Genomic DNA, 14,218 nt, shown 5'->3' with positions numbered 1-14,218 from the left:
TGTCGCGGCGGGCGCCCGGAGGGTAGAACTCGACGATGACCACCACACTGCGGCCGAGCGGGCCGCTCCGGGAAGGCGAGGGCGGCGCGCGGTCGCGCCCGTACGAGGTACGCGTCAACAGCAGGCGCGTCGGGGAACTGGTGATCCGCACCGGAACCGCGTTCGGGCCTGCGGTCGGGGAGATCGGCGCTCTGCTCATCGACCCGCCCGACCGCCGCCGGGGCCGCGCCACCGTCGCCGCGCTCGCCGCCGAGGAGGTGCTGCGCGGCTGGGGCTGCCGACGGGTCCGGGTCTCGGTGCCCGCCGGGTCCGCCGGCGGGCTGCGGCTGGCCGGGGCCCTCGGGTACGCCGAGTACAGCCGCTACCTGGCCAAGCCGCTCCCGGCCGGGCCGCCCGCGCTGCCGGCCGGGGTCACGGCCCGCCCCATGACGGACGCCGAGTACGCGGCCTGGTCCGCCGAGTCGCCGGCCGGCTACGCCGCGGAACTGGCCGCGCGCGGGATGCCGGAGCGCGACGCCCGCGCGCGGGCGGTGGCCGACCGCGCGGCCCGCCTCCCGGACGGCCGGGACACGGCGGGCGTCACCCTGGCCGTCCTGGAGGCGGCCGGCGCCCCCGTGGGCCACCTGTGGCTCGCCGCGCACGAGGAGGAGGCGTACGTCTTCGAGGTCGAGGTCGGCGAGGGCCACCGCGGCCGCGGCTACGGCCGGGCCCTGATGCTCCTCGCGGAACGCGAGGCGCTCGCCGCGGGCCACCGGACCCTCGCCCTCCAGGTGTTCACCACCAACACCCCGGCGCTGCGCCTGTACGAGTCCCTCGGCTACCGGCCCACGGCGCTGAACTACGCCAAGGACCTGCTGTAGCGGGTGTCCGGCGGACGCTCATCCCGCCAGCAGCCGGTCGGCGATCTCCTCGATGCGGGCGCGCAGGCCCTGCTGGCTCTTGCCGCCGTCGAGCCGCTCGCCGCCGATCACGTACGTGGGGGTGCCGGTCACGCCGATCGCCTTGCCCTCGGCCTGGTCGGCGTCGACGATCAGGATGTGCCGCCCGTCGACCAGGGCGGTGTCGAACTCCTCCGCGTCCAGGCCCAGTTCACGCGCCACGTCGAGCAGCACGGCTTCCCCGCGCTCGCCCAGCTCGGCGGTGCGGGCCAGTACGGCCTCCGCGTACGGCCAGCCCTGTCCCTGCTCCGCGGCCTCCTCGGCGGCCTGGGCGGCGGCGAAGGCGTGCTTGTGCTTCTCCAGCGGGAAGTGCCGCAGCACGATGTCCAGCCGGTCGCCGTAGCGGGCCCGCAGGGCGCGTACGTCGTCCAGGGCGCCGTGGCAGTCCGGGCACTGGAGCTCGCACCAGACCTCCAGGACGACGGGGGCGGCGGGCGCGGGCGCGGGGGCGGAGACGGAGTCGGGGGAGTGGGAATCGGTCATGGCCACAGTCTCCCAGCTGGTCCCGCGCCGCACCGACCGGGACCTGGGGAGGAGGGCGGACCCCGAGATGTCCCGGAGATCCGTCCGGGGGCCGCCCTCGCCGTGGCCACCGCGCCGGTGGCCGGTGCACGATGGACGGGGGCGGTCCGCCGCTCCTGCCCGACCCGTCGGCTCCTGGAGGACAGCATGCTCGCCGAGACCATTTGTTCCGCGGTGTCCGCGGCGGGCCTGGGGATCGCCGCCGTGACCGCGTACCGCAGGCGTTTCCTCGCCGCCACGCGCATCGCCGCCTACTCGCTGGTGCCGGTCGCGCTGGTGCTGACGGGCGTCGTCGAGTGGCTGTCGGGGATGGTGTTCAAGCCGTCCGTCTGGCTCGGCTTCGGCCTGCTGGGCCTCGCGTGGGTGCTGTTCCTGACCACCCGGGCCGTCGAGCGCCGCGCGCCCGGCCGGACCGCGAAGCCGCAGGAGCCCAAGGCGGCCAAGGGCCGCCCGGCCCGGGACGCCGTCGCCCCCGACGCCTCCGCGCCCTCCCTCGCCGCCGGGTCCCGGCCCCGGCCCGCGCCCGAGCGGGCCACCGCCCCGGCGGACGACTTCTCCGACATCGAGGCGATCCTCAAGAAGCACGGCATCTGACCGGGCGGCCGCCGGCCCCCGCGCTCCCGTCGTCACGGGAAAGGGCGAACTCCCGCCGCGCCACTGGCGTGTTGAGGGACGATTGCGCGCGCACTGGGCGATCATCGGCCCGACATGCCGGACACATCACCTGGTGAGCAGTCGGCTCACATCCCCGCCGAAGAAGCCCGCGGCTGCCTCTTCGCGCTGTCCCAGCCGCCCCTGATGATCTTCCTAGCCGTGATCGGCACCCTGCTGCTGCTCGCCGCCGTACACGACCTCTTCCTGCTCTGAACCGTGCGCGTCCGCTTCCTTGCGGCGCGCCCGGTACGCGGCCACGTGCAGCCGGTTTCCGCAGGTCCGGCTGTCGCAGTAGCGGCGCGAGCGGTTGCGGGAGAGATCGACGAAGGCCCGTCGGCAGTCCGGGGCCTCGCAGCGCCGCAGCCGCTCCTGCTCACCCGAGACCACGATGAACGCGAGCGCCATGCCGCCGTCCGCCGCCAGGTGGTCGCCCACCGAGGCGCCCGGCGCGAAGTAGTGCACGTGCCAGTCGTAGCCGTCGTGATCGGTCAGCCGGGGCGTGGTGCCGGCCGTGGCTACGAGCTCGTTGATCAGTGCGGCGGCCGCGCGGGGGTTCGGGGCGGCGAAGGTCTGCGCGAACTTCTCCCGGACGGTGCGCACCCCGGCGAGGTCGCGGGCGCCGAGCTCGCCCACGTCGCTGATCGCGTACTCCTGTACGAAACCGCGCAGCGCGCCCACGTCGGACAGCCCGTCGGGCCTGCCGGGCTCGGCCGCGGTGTTCACCAGCGCGACGACGACGTCGAGCGCGCGACGGGTGTCGTGGGGGATCTGCACGGGGTCTCCCTGGGGGCCGGGCCTGCGGCGATCCGTCTCTGCCGCGCTGGTGGCCGACTCTAGCCGTCCCCGGCCGCCGCCGGGAGGTGCGGCCGTCCCCGCGACGCACGGCGGCGCCGCCCCCGCGGTTGGCTTCCGCGAGAACAGCGCCGGCACTGCCGCATGTGGTTGTTCCTCCCGCACCGTCGCCCCGAGTCGGACGGTGTCGGGTGGTTCCCCCGGCCGCTGCCGGGAGGATCGCCCTCGTCCTGGGTCAGCTTTCGGCCAGGATGTGGGAGAGCTCCTTGTCCAGGTCGAAGTGCCGGTGTTCGGTCCCGGGTGGGACCGCGGCGTCCGTCCGCTTGAGGAATGACTCAAGGGCTCGGGCGGGTGCTTCGAGCAGTGCTTCTCCCTCCGGAGAGCTCAGGGCGATGCAGACGACTCCCTGACCGTGGCTGCGGGACGGCCAGACGCGGACGTCGCCGGTGCCGGTGGGCCGGTGGAGACCCTCTGCGAGGAGGTCGCGGGCGAATACCCATTCGACCGTCTCCTCGGCGCCGGTGTGGAAGGTGGCGTGCACGGCGTAGGGATCGGCCGTGTCATACCGCAGGCCCGCGGGAACAGGCAGTGAGGACTCGCTCGACACAACGAGGCGCAGGTGCAGCTCGCAGCTGACCGTGGTGTTCATAAGCGCCAGGGCCTTTCGCTCAGTGTGCGCTCGGGGATTCGCACGTCGGCGAAATCGACATGCCACCTACGGTGGCGTTGTAAACCCCTCTGACCGTTTTGCGGACCTCTGGGTCCCTCGGACGGCGGATCCAAACGACCGATCACGTGTGCTTCCGGCCCGCGTTTCGACTCCGGTAGATTCGACCCATGAATACGGGGAGTGACCGCGAGACCAGTGGGTCCGCGCACAACGGGACGGATCCGGAAGCCGAGCCGCACGTGTCGAAGGCACCCGCCTTCATCAAGGCCAACCGCACCCTGCACCTGAGCTGGCAGGTCGGCGTGTTCGTCGTCGGCCTGGCCGTCATCGCCGCCGGCATCGCGATGCTCGTCCTGCCGGGCCCGGGATGGGTCGCGATCTTCGCGGGCCTGGTCATCTGGGGGACCGAGTTCGCCTGGGCCCAGGTGGTGCTGCGCTGGACGAAGCGCAAGGTGTCCGAGGCGGCACAGAAGGCCATGGACCCCAGGGTCCGCCGCCGCAACCTCATCCTGACCGGCGTGGGCCTCGCCGTGGCGGCCGCGCTGATCGGCGTCTACCTGTGGAAGTACGGCTTCATGCTGCCGTGGCACATCAAGGACCAGTGATCCGCCCCGATGGCGTAGAGCGCCGCTGACATGCGGTAATGTTTGCGGTGCGTCCGGGCGATTAGCTCAGTGGGAGAGCACTTCGTTCACACCGAAGGGGTCACTGGTTCGAACCCAGTATCGCCCACCGGACCAAAGGCCCGGAGACTCGAAACGAGTCTCCGGGCCTTTGTCGTACCCGGGGGCTGGAGGGCGTCCTGGCGCCCCCGCGGCGCGGGCCCGGCCGGGGAGGTCGACGGGCGGCCGCCGGGCCCGTACGGGGCCGGCGGAGGCCGTCACGGGGGTGTCGCAGGCCGCCGCGGCCCGGGCGGATGGCCGGTGCGGTGCGCGGGCAGGCTGGGGGCATGGACCGCAGCCCCCGGCGCTTTCGCAGTCGCTTCCGTTTCCGCAGCGTGTGGCAGCTCGACGCGCCGCCCGCCCGCGTCTACCGGATGCTGGAACAAGCCGGGGACTACCCGCGCTGGTGGCCCCAGGTCCGCCGCTTCGAATCCGCCGACGGGCGCACCGGCACCGCGGTGATCCGCTCCGTGCTGCCGTACGCGCTGCGCGTCAGCGCCACCGAACTGCTGCGCGACCCCGCCCGTGGCGTGCTGGAGGTCGCGCTCAGCGGGGACATCGAGGGGTGGGCGCGCTGGACGGTACGCCCGAGCGGGGCCCGGACGCGCGCCCTGTACGAGCAGGAGGTCGAGGTGCGCCGCCCGCTGCTGCGCTGCCTCGCGGCGCCCGGACGGCCCCTGCTGCGCCTCAACCACGCCCTCATGATGCGGGCCGGACGGCGGGCCCTCGCGGCCCGGCTGGCGGCCCCGCCGGAAGCGGTTTGAACAGAACCCCGGGGCTCTTGTATTGTTCAACCCGTTCCGGGCGATTAGCTCAGCGGGAGAGCACTTCGTTCACACCGAAGGGGTCACTGGTTCGATCCCAGTATCGCCCACCGGGACAGGCCGGTCCGTCACATGACGGACCGGCCTTCCGCGTTCCAGGGGCCCCGGTCCCGCCCGGAGCTACGCCGCGGCCGGGAGTTCCGGACGGAGCGGCCAGTGCGGGTCCACCGGTTCCGGAGTGCCCTGGCGGGCGAACCAGGCCTGCAGGCCCCGCGCCTGGGCCGCGTGCCACACCGCCTGGAGCGCGTGCAGCTCGGCCGGCGTCAGCCGCTCCAGCCGGCCCGCGAACCGGCGCCCGAGCGCCCGTACGACCTCCAGCGAGGCCAGCGCGTCGGCCGCCGCGTCATGCGCGCCCTCCAGCTCTATCCCGTAGTGCGCGCACAGGTCGCCCAGGGTCCGGCGGCCCTTGCGGTACCGGTCCAGGTGCTTGTCCAGCACCCGCGGGTCCAGCACCGTCAGCGGCCGGTCGTCCAGGTACCGCGCCAGCGATGACGCCCGGTGCCGGCGCAACTCCCGGTCCAGCAGCGTCAGGTCGAACGGCGCGTTCATCACCACCACCGGCCGGCCCGCCAGTTGCTGCTCCGCGAGCGAGCGCGCTATCTCCTCCACCACCGGCGCCGGCCACCGGCCGTTGCGCTGGAGGTGTTCGTCGGTCAGGCCGTGCACTTCCGTGGCGCCCCGGGGCACCGGGATACCCGGATTGACCAGCCAGCGCGTGGTGCGGACCCGGCCGCCCGCGCACTCCTGCACGACGAGCGCGGCGGACACGATCCGGTCCTGCTCGACGTCCACCCCGGTCGTCTCCGTGTCGAATGCGGCCAGCGGTCCCTCGTACCAGCGTGTCATGGCGAACTCCTCGTCCCCGATCGGCAGCTGGGGCTCGCGACGGGAACTCGCCACCCCCTTGCCCGAATCGGTGATACCCGGGCCGTTTGCCCCGTACGCCGTTTGCCGGACCTCTGCTACGGAGACAACCTCCATGGGGGACCGCACACCTGATCGGTCGTCACCCCACCACCCCTCACGAGGCAGAGCCCGGAAGGCATGGGGAGCCGGCCATGGCGCTCGCGCAGCCCGAACCGGGCGGGGTGCTGCAAGGGCGGATCGGACCGCGGACGGACGCGGGGACCGGACCGCTGCGCGGCTCACTCGCCACCACCGCCTGCATGGAGACCCTCCAGGTGGGATACCTGCACGCAGTCGCCGCCGCGGCCGGCTGCTCGCTGTCCCAGCCCTTTCCCGACAACGGCATCGACTGGCACGTCAGCCACGGCGCGGCCGAGCACGTCGTCGACGACGAGGTCACCATCAAGGTGCAGTTGAAGGCGACCTACCAGATACCGCCGCGGCCGGCCGGAGCCACCTTCGGCTTCACCCTGGACAACGAACACCTGGTGAAGCTGGCCCGCACACCGGTCGCCGTGCACAAGATCCTCGTGGTGATGCTCGTCCCGCGGGAGCGCGGGGAGTGGCTGAGCGCCGGGCCCGACCGGCTCGACCTGCGGCACTGCTGCTACTGGACCAACCTCGCCGGGACCCCCGTGACCGGCAGGCGCCGGACCACCGTCCGGATCCCCACCACACGGATCTTCGACGACCGGGCGCTCTGCGAGATCATGACCCGGGTCGGGTCGGGAGGGACACCCTGATGAACCGGAACGCACCACGTCTCGAACCGCTGTCGGCCCCGTCCCCGTCCCCGTCGCCGTACGCGGACCAGGGCCGCGGCGGGACCCCGGACGCCGCGCACGTCGACCCGGCCGTACTCGGCGCGCTGCTGCACCGGCACGGCTGGCTGCGGCGGGGCGGCGCCGCCGGGCGGTACGGCCGCTGGACCCCGCCGGGCCAGGCGGGCACCAGCCTGCTCGTCCCCGAGAGCCGGACCTTCCCCGACTGCGCCGACCTCCTGGAGGAGGCGCTGACCGCCCTCGCGCGCGGCGGGCTGCCCTCGGCGCGGGAGGTGCTCCTCGGGCTGAGCGTCCCGAGCGACGAGATCCGCTGGGAGCGGGAGTTCCCCGAGGGCGCGTACCCGGACCCGCGCGCGGAGGCCTGGCCCGTGCAGGAGCAGCTGCGCTCGGCCGCCCGGCAGCTGCTGCTGGCCGGGGCGCTCGCCGCCCGCGCCCGGGCCGGGTACTACGGCGCGCGGCACCGCGCCCAGGCCGAGCGGGCCCTGGACGGGGTGCTGGTGGGGCCTTCGCCGGGCGGCCGCCGGCTGACCGCGTACCTCCCGGTGGACGGCGGGCGGGGGGTCGTGACCCGGCTGCACCACGCCCTGCACGCGGCGCGCGAAGCGGTGGACTACCGGCGGGCCACCGGTGGCATGGAGGCCTTCGACGCGGCGGTGGAGGCCGGGGTCAGCCGGGAGCTCGCGGACGCGCTGATCGCCCTCGTCCGCGGTTCCGAGGGCGCCCGCGTCTCGCTGGCCTGGGCCCCGGCGGCCGGGGTTCCCGCGGGGTGCGCCGCCCGGCCCGAACCGGTGGAGTTCTCCCCGGGCGACCTGCCGGTGCTGCGGGAGGCGGCGGCCCGCTACACCCGGGACGAGCCGGCGGTCCCGGTGCGCCTGGCCGGGGCGGTGGTCCGGATGCGGCGCTCGGCCCCGGGCGGCGGCGGGACGGTCCGGCTGCGGGTGCTGGCGGGGGCGGAGGTGCCGTACGTACGGGTCAAGCTCGACGAGGAGGCGTACCGGGTCGCGGGGCACGCGCACCTGGTGGGCCTGCCGGTCCGGGTGAGCGGCCGGCTCCAGCGCCGCGGCGGCTTCCGCCGGCTGACCGACGCCACCGGCGTCACGCCCGTCCCGCTGGACGAGGTGGAGCGGGACCGGCTGATGAAGTCGCTGGACGAGTCCTTCGACCCGGCGGACGTGCTGCCGTCCGACGACTGAACCGGCTCGCCCGGTGCTTCCGGGCGAACGTGCGGGGCGGCCCGGCGTGCCGGGGCCGGGACGGGGGAGGGGACGGTGACGATACGGGGAGCCGCCCGGCGATCCGCACGCACCGGCAGAGAGGTCACCGTGTCCACCGAGGAGAACAAGCAGCTGGTCCGCCGCTTCTACCGGGAGATCGACGCGGGCAACCTCGACGCCATGGACGAACTCGTGGCCGAGGGCTACGTCGACCACTCGCCCCCGCCGTTCCCCGGGCTCGGGACCGGGCGCGAGGGGTTGAAGCAGGCGTTCCGGCTGTTCTGGAAGGCCACCCCCGGGACCCACGAGATCGAGGACCAGGTCGCGGAGGGCGACAAGGTCGTGACCCGGCTGACGGCCCGCGGGGTGCACCGGGGGGACCTGCCGGGCGCTCCCGCCACCGGCAGGCCGCTGACGATGACCGGGACGGTGATCCACCGCATCGAGAACGGCCGGCTCGCGGAGAAGTGGTCCGACAAGGACGTCCTCGCCCTCCTCCAGCAGCTCGGCGTGCTCCCGGAACTGCGCTAGACCTGCTGTCCCGGGTCGCGGGTGAAGGAGGCCATCAGGAGGCCGGGGGCCGGGGAGAAGTTCTCGCCGCGGCGGAAGCCCAGGCGGCCGTAGAGGGCCACCGCCGGGGAGTTCGCGGCGCCCGTCGTGACCGTGACCCGACGGCCGGGAACCGTTTCGGCCAGCAGGTGGCGCAGCAGCAGCGAGGCGATGCCCCGGCGGAACGCGGCCGGGGCCACGCACAGCCGGTCGACGCAGACGGAGCCGTCGCTCTCCTCCTCCCACGCCAGGAAACCCGCGATCCCTCCGTCCGGGCCGCGCGCGCCCAGCCAGTGCAGCGGTCGCTCCCGCAGCTGCGCGAGGCTCTCGCGCAGCGCCGGTATGCCGTCGAAGCCGATCAGTTCGGCCTCCACCGCGTACGCCTCGCGCCCGATCCGGTGGACGGCCGCCGCGGTGCCGTCGTCGGTCAGGTCCAGGGGCCGCACCGGCCCGGTCGTCATCGGCACGGTCCCACCGTAGGGGGCGTACGGGCCCGGCCGCACAACCGTTTAGCGGTGCGACCACTCCGCTCGGTACGATTCACGCGCGCAGTGTTCGCTCGCGCACCCCCAGAGTTCAGGAGAGACCGGTGTCAGACGTCCGTGTGATCATCCAACGCGATTCCGAGCGGGACGAGCGCGTGGTGGCCACGGGCACTACGGCGGCCGAGCTCTTCGCCGGCGAGCGCACCGTCGTCGCCGCGCGCGTCGCCGGCGAGCTCAAGGACCTCTCGTACGAGGTGCGGGACGGGGAGAGCGTCGAGCCGGTGGAGATCTCCTCCGAGGACGGCCTGAACATCCTGCGCCACTCGACCGCGCACGTCATGGCGCAGGCCGTGCAGGAGCTCTTCCCCGAGGCCAAGCTGGGCATCGGCCCGCCGGTCCGCGACGGCTTCTACTACGACTTCGACGTCGCCAGGCCCTTCACCCCCGATGACCTCAAGGCCATCGAGAAGAAGATGCAGGAGATCCAGAAGCGGGGCCAGAAGTTCGCCCGCCGCGTCGTCACCGACGAGGCCGCCCGCGCGGAGCTCGCCGACGAGCCGTACAAGCTGGAGCTCATCGGCATCAAGGGCGCCGCGTCGAGCGACGACGGCGCGGACGTCGAGGTGGGCGGCGGCGAGCTGACCATCTACGACAACCTGGACGCCAAGACCGGCGAGCTGTGCTGGAAGGACCTCTGCCGCGGTCCCCACCTGCCGACCACCCGCAACATCCCGGCCTTCAAGCTGATGCGCAACGCCGCCGCCTACTGGCGCGGCAGCGAGAAGAACCCGATGCTCCAGCGCATCTACGGCACCGCGTGGCCCTCGAAGGACGAGCTCAAGGCGCACCTCGACTTCCTCGCCGAGGCCGAAAAGCGCGACCACCGCAAGCTCGGCACCGAGCTCGACCTGTTCTCCGTACAGGACGAGATCGGCTCCGGCCTCGCCGTCTTCCACCCCCGCGGCGGCGTCATCCGCCGCACCATGGAGGACTACTCGCGCAAGCGCCACGAGGAAGAGGGCTACGAGTTCGTCTACACCCCGCACGCCACCAAGGGCACCCTCTTCGAGAAGAGCGGCCACCTGGACTGGTACGCGGAGGGCATGTATCCCCCCATGCAGCTCGACGGTGGTACCGACTACTACCTCAAGCCCATGAACTGCCCGATGCACAACCTGATCTTCGACGCGCGCGGCCGCTCCTACCGTGAGCTGCCCCTGCGCCTGTTCGAGTTCGGCACCGTGTACCGGTACGAGAAGTCGGGCGTCGTGCACGGCCTGACCCGCTCGCGCGGCTTCACCCAGGACGACGCGCACATCTACTGCACCAAGGAGCAGATGGCGCAGGAGCTGGACCGCACGCTGACCTTCGTGCTGAACCTGCTGCGCGACTACGGTCTGACCGACTTCTACCTGGAGCTGTCGACCAAGGACCCGGAGAAGTTCGTCGGCTCCGACGAGATCTGGGAAGAGGCCACCGAGACGCTGCGCCAGGTGGCGGAGAAGCAGGGCCTGCCGCTGGTGCCGGACCCGGGCGGCGCCGCGTTCTACGGGCCGAAGATCTCGGTGCAGTGCCGGGACGCGATCGGTCGCACCTGGCAGATGTCGACGGTCCAGCTGGACTTCAACCTGCCGGAGCGGTTCAACCTGGAGTACACCGGCCCGGACGGCTCGCGCCAGCGCCCGGTCATGATCCACCGCGCGCTGTTCGGCTCGATCGAGCGGTTCTTCGCCGTACTGCTGGAGCACTACGCGGGCGCCATGCCGCCGTGGCTGGCCCCGGTCCAGGCGGTCGGCATCCCGATCGGCGACGGGCACGTGGAGTACCTGCAGGAGTTCGCCGCGGAGGCGAAGAAGAAGGGCCTGCGCGTCGAGGTGGACGCCTCCTCCGACCGCATGCAGAAGAAGATCCGGAACCACCAGAAGCTCAAGGTCCCGTTCATGATCATCGTCGGTGACGAGGACATGGCCGCGGGCACCGTCTCCTTCCGCTACCGCGACGGTTCGCAGGAGAACGGCATCGCCAAGGACGAGGCGCTGGCCAAGCTGGCCAAGGTCGTCGCGGACCGGGTCCAGGTCTGACCGGCCCGGCCCTCAAGGAGCCCCCGGGGAACTGCGGTTCTCCGGGGGCTCCTCGTCGCTCTCCCGGCGGAAGACCTGGAGCAGCCAGGAGGAGAACGAGCCGGTGACCGCGCCCAGCAGCGCGAGCCCGCACAGCATCAGCCCCGTGGCGATCAGCCGCCCCACCGGGGTCACCGGCACCACGTCGCCGTACCCGACCGTGGTCAGGGTCGTGCACACCCACCACACCGAGTCACCGAAGGTGCGGATCGAGGCGCCGGGGGCGCCGCGTTCCTGCTCGTACACCGCGAGCGCCCCGGAGAACCCGAGCAGGAGCCCCGCCAGGCCGGCGTACAGGATCACGCGCACGTGCAGCTCGCGGCGCGGGCGGTCCAGCTTGGCCTGGACGGCGTCGTGCAGCTTGACCACCCGCAGCGGACGCAGCAGCGGCAGGAACACCACCACCGTGTCCAGCCAGTGGCTGCGGACGAACGCCAGCGGCCGGTGCCGGCTCAGCGCCATCCGGCCCAGGTAGTCGGCCAGGAAGCACGCCCACGTCAGGCCGGTCAACGACAGGGCCGCGTCGCGCAGCACCGGGCTCGCCCCGGTGACGAGCACACGGACCGCGTAGCTCGCGATGAACACCAGGGAGGCGTAGAACAGCGGCAGCTCGGTGCGGCGCTCCCAGGCCTCCTCGCGAATCGTCCGGTCGTCGCGCATCCGCCCAGCATGGCCGGTCCCCGGCCGGTGTGCGCCCCGACGACACGCCGCCCGGGGGCAAGGTCATATGCTGCATCCCATGACGAGTGAGCCGGAGCAGCAGATCGGTGTGGGCACGCAGGACGCGTTCCAGCGTCTGTGGACGCCCCACCGGATGGCCTACATCCAGGGCGAGAACAAGCCGACCGGCCCGGAGGCCGGGGACGGCTGTCCCTTCTGCGGAATTCCGGAGATGTCCGACGAGGACGGGCTGGTCGTGGCCCGCGGCGAGCACGTGTACGCCGTGCTGAACCTCTACCCGTACAACGGCGGTCACCTGATGGTCGTCCCGTACCGGCACGTCGCCGACTACACCGAACTGGACGTCCCCGAGACGGCCGAGCTCGCAGAGCTCACCAAGCGGGCCATGACCGCGCTGCGCAAGGCCTCGGGGGCGCACGGCTTCAACATCGGCATGAACCAGGGCGCGGCGGCCGGCGCCGGTATCGCCGCCCACCTGCACCAGCACATCGTGCCCCGCTGGGGCGGGGACACGAACTTCATGCCGGTGGTCGGCCACACCAAGGTGCTGCCCCAACTCCTCGCGGACACCCGCCGGATGCTCGCGGAGGCCTGGCCGACCGACTGACCGGACCGGGCGGCACTACGCGTCGTAGACGTCCGCCTTGCGCGGGGCGGGCTCCTGGATCAGGCCGCTCATGATGGACGAGCGGTTCGTGAAGCGGTCGGTGTCCACGCCGTTCTCCTCCAGTACCCGGAACGCGGCGGCGTGCACCGCCCGCAGCACCGGGGCCACCGTGCGCAGGGCGTCGTCCGCCATGAACCGGTGGCGCCACATGGAGCCCGCCCAGACGTGCCGGACGCCGAAGGGCTCCGGGAGGATCAGCTTGCCGCCCAGGTAGTCCAGTACCGGCGGGTACCAGGTCAGCGGGGCGCGCACGGCCAGCCGTACCACCTCGGCCGCGTCCACCAGCGGCAGCGTGCGCTCCACCGTCTCCCAGAACCGGACGGACTTGGGCACCTCGACGGTCTTGGGCGCGGGCTTCGTGGTGAACAGGCCGTGCACGGGGCCGAGCGCGTGCGCGGTGACGTCCACCCGCAGGGTCTTGTAGAGCACGGTGACGGTCACCAGCATGGTGATCACCAGCTGGCCGTCCCAGAGCGGGTACTGGATGCCGAGGTAGTGCCGGTTGCCGGCGCTGAACTGCTGCTCGTTGCAGATGCGGGTGATCTCGTGCGGCTTCACCAGGAAGGTGTCCACGTCCTCGCCGGTCGGGCGGGCCACCTCGGTGGCGCCCTCGCCGATCGGCGTGACGATCCAGTGCTGGATCGAGGCGGGCGGGAAGCCGCCGGTGTGCAGTGGGCCCCGCTCCAGCTTGCGCAGCTCGGTGTCGACCGCGCGTATGACGTCCCAGCTGCGGAACGGGTGGATCTCGGCGCCCTCGTTCTTGGGGACCAGCTCCTCGGCCATCTGCCAGCTGCCCCAGCGGGTGCCCATGCCGAGGATGCCCTTGGGCCCGGCGTAGAAGACGGAATTGCTGCGGTCCTCGGCGGTGAGCTTCGCCAGCTGGTGGCGCAGGTCCTCGCGGGCCTTCTCGTCGGGGTTGCCGGGCACCGCCTCGGGGATCTTGGCGGCCACCGCGCCGCCGCCGAGCAGCCCGTCCCAGCGGGAGCGCATGTCGGCGGCGGTGGCCTCGCAGAGCCGGCGGGCCAGGAACCAGCCCAGGGCGGGGGCGATGACCATCGCGCGCAGGTAGAAGCCGAAGAACCCGGTGAACGGCAGCCGGAACATCAGTACCGCGATGACGAGGGCGACCCCGACCAGGAGCGCGGTGCCCACCCAGGATCCCCGCTTGCCCTTGCCGAGCCACTTGCGGAGCTGGAACAGGCCCAGCCAGAGCGCCAGCCCGGGCAGGAACAGCACCCCGCACACCAGCGTGATCAGGCGCAGCTTGCGGTCGCGCTCCTTGCGGATGCGCGACGCGGCCAGGCAGTGCTCCACGACGGTCTGCGGGTCGGCGCCGAAGGACTGGATCAGTGGCTTCCGCCCGGCGCCCAGGGTGCGGGCCTCCACGGCCCGGCAGAAGGCCTCGCCGAGGTTGGGTTCCAGGAGGGAGATCTTGCCGGGCTTGACCTTCGACTCGTGGTACTCGTTGTTGGCCTTGAGGATCTCGTCGACCTTGCCGTCGCGGTAGGCGGCGGAGGCCAGCGCATTGGTGGCCGCGGTCTGCCCGCCGCCGCCCTGGAGCGGAATCTGTGCCCCGGGCCTGAAGTCGAAACCGTCGTCCGCCACCGTTACCCCCATCGACGTGCCGTCATGCGTGCTGCCCCGCCTGCCCTTCGCCCCGCCGAAGAGCCTATCGGCGGAGCTCACCCCGTGGTCATGGGACAGGGAAATACCGCCCGACGCAACCTGGTTGAATGGGCGGTATCCCGTGTG

The 14,218-nt window shown here is 72.7% G+C and carries 17 protein-coding genes and 2 tRNA genes; 12 read left to right on the top strand and 7 right to left on the bottom strand.

The annotated features are described in order from the left end of the window. The first annotated feature begins 35 nt into the window (after nucleotides 1–35). On the top strand, nucleotides 36–860 hold the full coding sequence (locus tag ACZ4M3_RS27080; RefSeq protein ID WP_467736863.1) for a GNAT family N-acetyltransferase: 825 nt from the start codon (nucleotides 36–38) through the stop codon (nucleotides 858–860). A gap of 18 nt (nucleotides 861–878) precedes the next feature. Here the strand turns inward: ACZ4M3_RS27080 and ACZ4M3_RS27075 are convergent, their stop codons facing one another. Next, on the bottom strand, nucleotides 879–1,421 hold the full coding sequence (locus ACZ4M3_RS27075; RefSeq protein WP_467736861.1) for a DsbA family protein: 543 nt from the start codon (nucleotides 1,419–1,421) through the stop codon (nucleotides 879–881). A gap of 186 nt (nucleotides 1,422–1,607) precedes the next feature. Here ACZ4M3_RS27075 and ACZ4M3_RS27070 point away from each other — a divergent pair, with 186 nt between their 5' ends. After that, nucleotides 1,608–2,054: a hypothetical protein gene (locus ACZ4M3_RS27070; protein WP_467736859.1), complete on the top strand. Its 447-nt coding sequence runs from the start codon at nucleotides 1,608–1,610 to the stop codon at nucleotides 2,052–2,054. A 114-nt stretch (nucleotides 2,055–2,168) separates the two neighbouring features. Beyond that, nucleotides 2,169–2,327 (top strand): hypothetical protein, encoded by a 159-nt coding sequence (locus tag ACZ4M3_RS27065; protein ID WP_467736857.1) that lies wholly within the window; start codon nucleotides 2,169–2,171, stop codon nucleotides 2,325–2,327. On the opposite strand, the gene ACZ4M3_RS27060 is transcribed toward ACZ4M3_RS27065, so the two are convergent. Together ACZ4M3_RS27060 and ACZ4M3_RS27055 are read right to left on the bottom strand one after the other, a co-directional pair. After that, nucleotides 2,268–2,888 (bottom strand): CGNR zinc finger domain-containing protein, encoded by a 621-nt coding sequence (locus tag ACZ4M3_RS27060; RefSeq protein WP_467736855.1) that lies wholly within the window; start codon nucleotides 2,886–2,888, stop codon nucleotides 2,268–2,270. The genes ACZ4M3_RS27065 and ACZ4M3_RS27060 overlap by 60 nt on opposite strands. A gap of 253 nt (nucleotides 2,889–3,141) precedes the next feature. Next, a complete protein-coding gene (locus ACZ4M3_RS27055) occupies nucleotides 3,142–3,555 on the bottom strand; it encodes an SsgA family sporulation/cell division regulator (protein ID WP_030011909.1) in 414 nt (137 codons plus the stop codon). A gap of 188 nt (nucleotides 3,556–3,743) precedes the next feature. Between ACZ4M3_RS27055 and ACZ4M3_RS27050 the strand changes: the two genes are divergently transcribed. The 4 genes from ACZ4M3_RS27050 (at nucleotide 3,744) to ACZ4M3_RS27035 (ending at nucleotide 5,112) form a co-directional block, all read left to right on the top strand. After that, nucleotides 3,744–4,181 carry a TIGR02611 family protein gene (locus ACZ4M3_RS27050; RefSeq protein ID WP_467736853.1) on the top strand — a complete coding sequence of 146 codons (438 nt, stop codon included), beginning with the start codon at nucleotides 3,744–3,746 and terminating at the stop codon, nucleotides 4,179–4,181. 55 nt (nucleotides 4,182–4,236) lie between these two features. Continuing rightward, nucleotides 4,237–4,308: transfer RNA gene (locus ACZ4M3_RS27045), tRNA-Val, on the top strand. Nucleotides 4,309–4,525: 217 nt separating this feature from the next. Further along, a complete protein-coding gene (locus ACZ4M3_RS27040) occupies nucleotides 4,526–5,002 on the top strand; it encodes an SRPBCC family protein (RefSeq protein WP_467736851.1) in 477 nt (158 codons plus the stop codon). Nucleotides 5,003–5,040: 38 nt separating this feature from the next. Beyond that, nucleotides 5,041–5,112 (top strand) — tRNA-Val (locus ACZ4M3_RS27035). Between the two features lie 70 nt (nucleotides 5,113–5,182). On the opposite strand, the gene ACZ4M3_RS27030 is transcribed toward ACZ4M3_RS27035, so the two are convergent. After that, nucleotides 5,183–5,908: an exonuclease domain-containing protein gene (locus tag ACZ4M3_RS27030; RefSeq protein ID WP_467736849.1), complete on the bottom strand. Its 726-nt coding sequence runs from the start codon at nucleotides 5,906–5,908 to the stop codon at nucleotides 5,183–5,185. Nucleotides 5,909–6,120: 212 nt separating this feature from the next. On the opposite strand from ACZ4M3_RS27030, the gene ACZ4M3_RS27025 reads away from it, so the two are divergent. The 3 genes from ACZ4M3_RS27025 (at nucleotide 6,121) to ACZ4M3_RS27015 (ending at nucleotide 8,495) form a co-directional block, all read left to right on the top strand. Beyond that, nucleotides 6,121–6,711, top strand: coding sequence for a DUF4365 domain-containing protein (locus ACZ4M3_RS27025; RefSeq protein ID WP_467736847.1), 591 nt, complete (start codon nucleotides 6,121–6,123; stop codon nucleotides 6,709–6,711). After that, a complete protein-coding gene (locus ACZ4M3_RS27020) occupies nucleotides 6,711–7,943 on the top strand; it encodes a hypothetical protein (protein ID WP_467736845.1) in 1,233 nt (410 codons plus the stop codon). Before ACZ4M3_RS27025 ends, ACZ4M3_RS27020 begins: the two co-directional genes overlap by 1 nt. 129 nt (nucleotides 7,944–8,072) lie before the next feature. Next, on the top strand, nucleotides 8,073–8,495 hold the full coding sequence (locus tag ACZ4M3_RS27015) for an ester cyclase (protein WP_467736843.1): 423 nt from the start codon (nucleotides 8,073–8,075) through the stop codon (nucleotides 8,493–8,495). Here ACZ4M3_RS27015 and ACZ4M3_RS27010 read toward each other — a convergent pair. Continuing rightward, nucleotides 8,492–8,974 (bottom strand): GNAT family N-acetyltransferase, encoded by a 483-nt coding sequence (locus tag ACZ4M3_RS27010; RefSeq protein ID WP_467737038.1) that lies wholly within the window; start codon nucleotides 8,972–8,974, stop codon nucleotides 8,492–8,494. The two genes, ACZ4M3_RS27015 and ACZ4M3_RS27010, sit on opposite strands and share 4 nt — an antisense overlap. A 128-nt stretch (nucleotides 8,975–9,102) precedes the next feature. On the opposite strand from ACZ4M3_RS27010, the gene thrS reads away from it, so the two are divergent. Then, on the top strand, nucleotides 9,103–11,079 hold the full coding sequence (gene thrS / locus ACZ4M3_RS27005; protein ID WP_467736841.1) for a threonine--tRNA ligase: 1,977 nt from the start codon (nucleotides 9,103–9,105) through the stop codon (nucleotides 11,077–11,079). A 12-nt stretch (nucleotides 11,080–11,091) separates the two neighbouring features. Here thrS and ACZ4M3_RS27000 read toward each other — a convergent pair whose 3' ends face one another. Then, nucleotides 11,092–11,778 carry a potassium channel family protein gene (locus ACZ4M3_RS27000; protein WP_467736839.1) on the bottom strand — a complete coding sequence of 229 codons (687 nt, stop codon included), beginning with the start codon at nucleotides 11,776–11,778 and terminating at the stop codon, nucleotides 11,092–11,094. Nucleotides 11,779–11,845: 67 nt separating this feature from the next. On the opposite strand from ACZ4M3_RS27000, the gene ACZ4M3_RS26995 reads away from it, so the two are divergent. Beyond that, a complete protein-coding gene (locus ACZ4M3_RS26995; RefSeq protein WP_467736837.1) occupies nucleotides 11,846–12,406 on the top strand; it encodes an HIT family protein in 561 nt (186 codons plus the stop codon). A 15-nt stretch (nucleotides 12,407–12,421) separates the two neighbouring features. Here ACZ4M3_RS26995 and ACZ4M3_RS26990 read toward each other — a convergent pair whose 3' ends face one another. Continuing rightward, on the bottom strand, nucleotides 12,422–14,071 hold the full coding sequence (locus ACZ4M3_RS26990) for a hypothetical protein (RefSeq protein ID WP_467736835.1): 1,650 nt from the start codon (nucleotides 14,069–14,071) through the stop codon (nucleotides 12,422–12,424). Nucleotides 14,072–14,218: the final 147 nt, after the last annotated feature.

This window comes from Streptomyces sp. NPDC026522 (assembly GCF_055567555.1).
The sequence above is the reverse complement of the archived record's forward strand: the minus strand, read 5'-3'. Positions and strand labels throughout refer to the sequence as shown.

Excerpts from the sequence above, each read along its gene's own strand:
- ACZ4M3_RS27080 (WP_467736863.1), top strand. The coding sequence starts at position 36 with ATGACCACCACACTGCGGCCGAGCGGGCCGCTCCGGGAAGGCGAGGGC.
- ACZ4M3_RS27075 (WP_467736861.1), bottom strand. The coding sequence starts at position 1,421 with ATGACCGATTCCCACTCCCCCGACTCCGTCTCCGCCCCCGCGCCCGCG.
- ACZ4M3_RS27070 (WP_467736859.1), top strand. The coding sequence starts at position 1,608 with ATGCTCGCCGAGACCATTTGTTCCGCGGTGTCCGCGGCGGGCCTGGGG.
- ACZ4M3_RS27065 (WP_467736857.1), top strand. The coding sequence starts at position 2,169 with ATGCCGGACACATCACCTGGTGAGCAGTCGGCTCACATCCCCGCCGAA.
- ACZ4M3_RS27055 (WP_030011909.1), bottom strand. The coding sequence starts at position 3,555 with ATGAACACCACGGTCAGCTGCGAGCTGCACCTGCGCCTCGTTGTGTCG.
- ACZ4M3_RS27050 (WP_467736853.1), top strand. The coding sequence starts at position 3,744 with ATGAATACGGGGAGTGACCGCGAGACCAGTGGGTCCGCGCACAACGGG.
- ACZ4M3_RS27040 (WP_467736851.1), top strand. The coding sequence starts at position 4,526 with ATGGACCGCAGCCCCCGGCGCTTTCGCAGTCGCTTCCGTTTCCGCAGC.
- ACZ4M3_RS27030 (WP_467736849.1), bottom strand. The coding sequence starts at position 5,908 with ATGACACGCTGGTACGAGGGACCGCTGGCCGCATTCGACACGGAGACG.
- ACZ4M3_RS27025 (WP_467736847.1), top strand. The coding sequence starts at position 6,121 with ATGGCGCTCGCGCAGCCCGAACCGGGCGGGGTGCTGCAAGGGCGGATC.
- ACZ4M3_RS27020 (WP_467736845.1), top strand. The coding sequence starts at position 6,711 with ATGAACCGGAACGCACCACGTCTCGAACCGCTGTCGGCCCCGTCCCCG.
- ACZ4M3_RS27010 (WP_467737038.1), bottom strand. The coding sequence starts at position 8,974 with ATGACGACCGGGCCGGTGCGGCCCCTGGACCTGACCGACGACGGCACC.
- ACZ4M3_RS27000 (WP_467736839.1), bottom strand. The coding sequence starts at position 11,778 with ATGCGCGACGACCGGACGATTCGCGAGGAGGCCTGGGAGCGCCGCACC.
- ACZ4M3_RS26995 (WP_467736837.1), top strand. The coding sequence starts at position 11,846 with ATGCTGCATCCCATGACGAGTGAGCCGGAGCAGCAGATCGGTGTGGGC.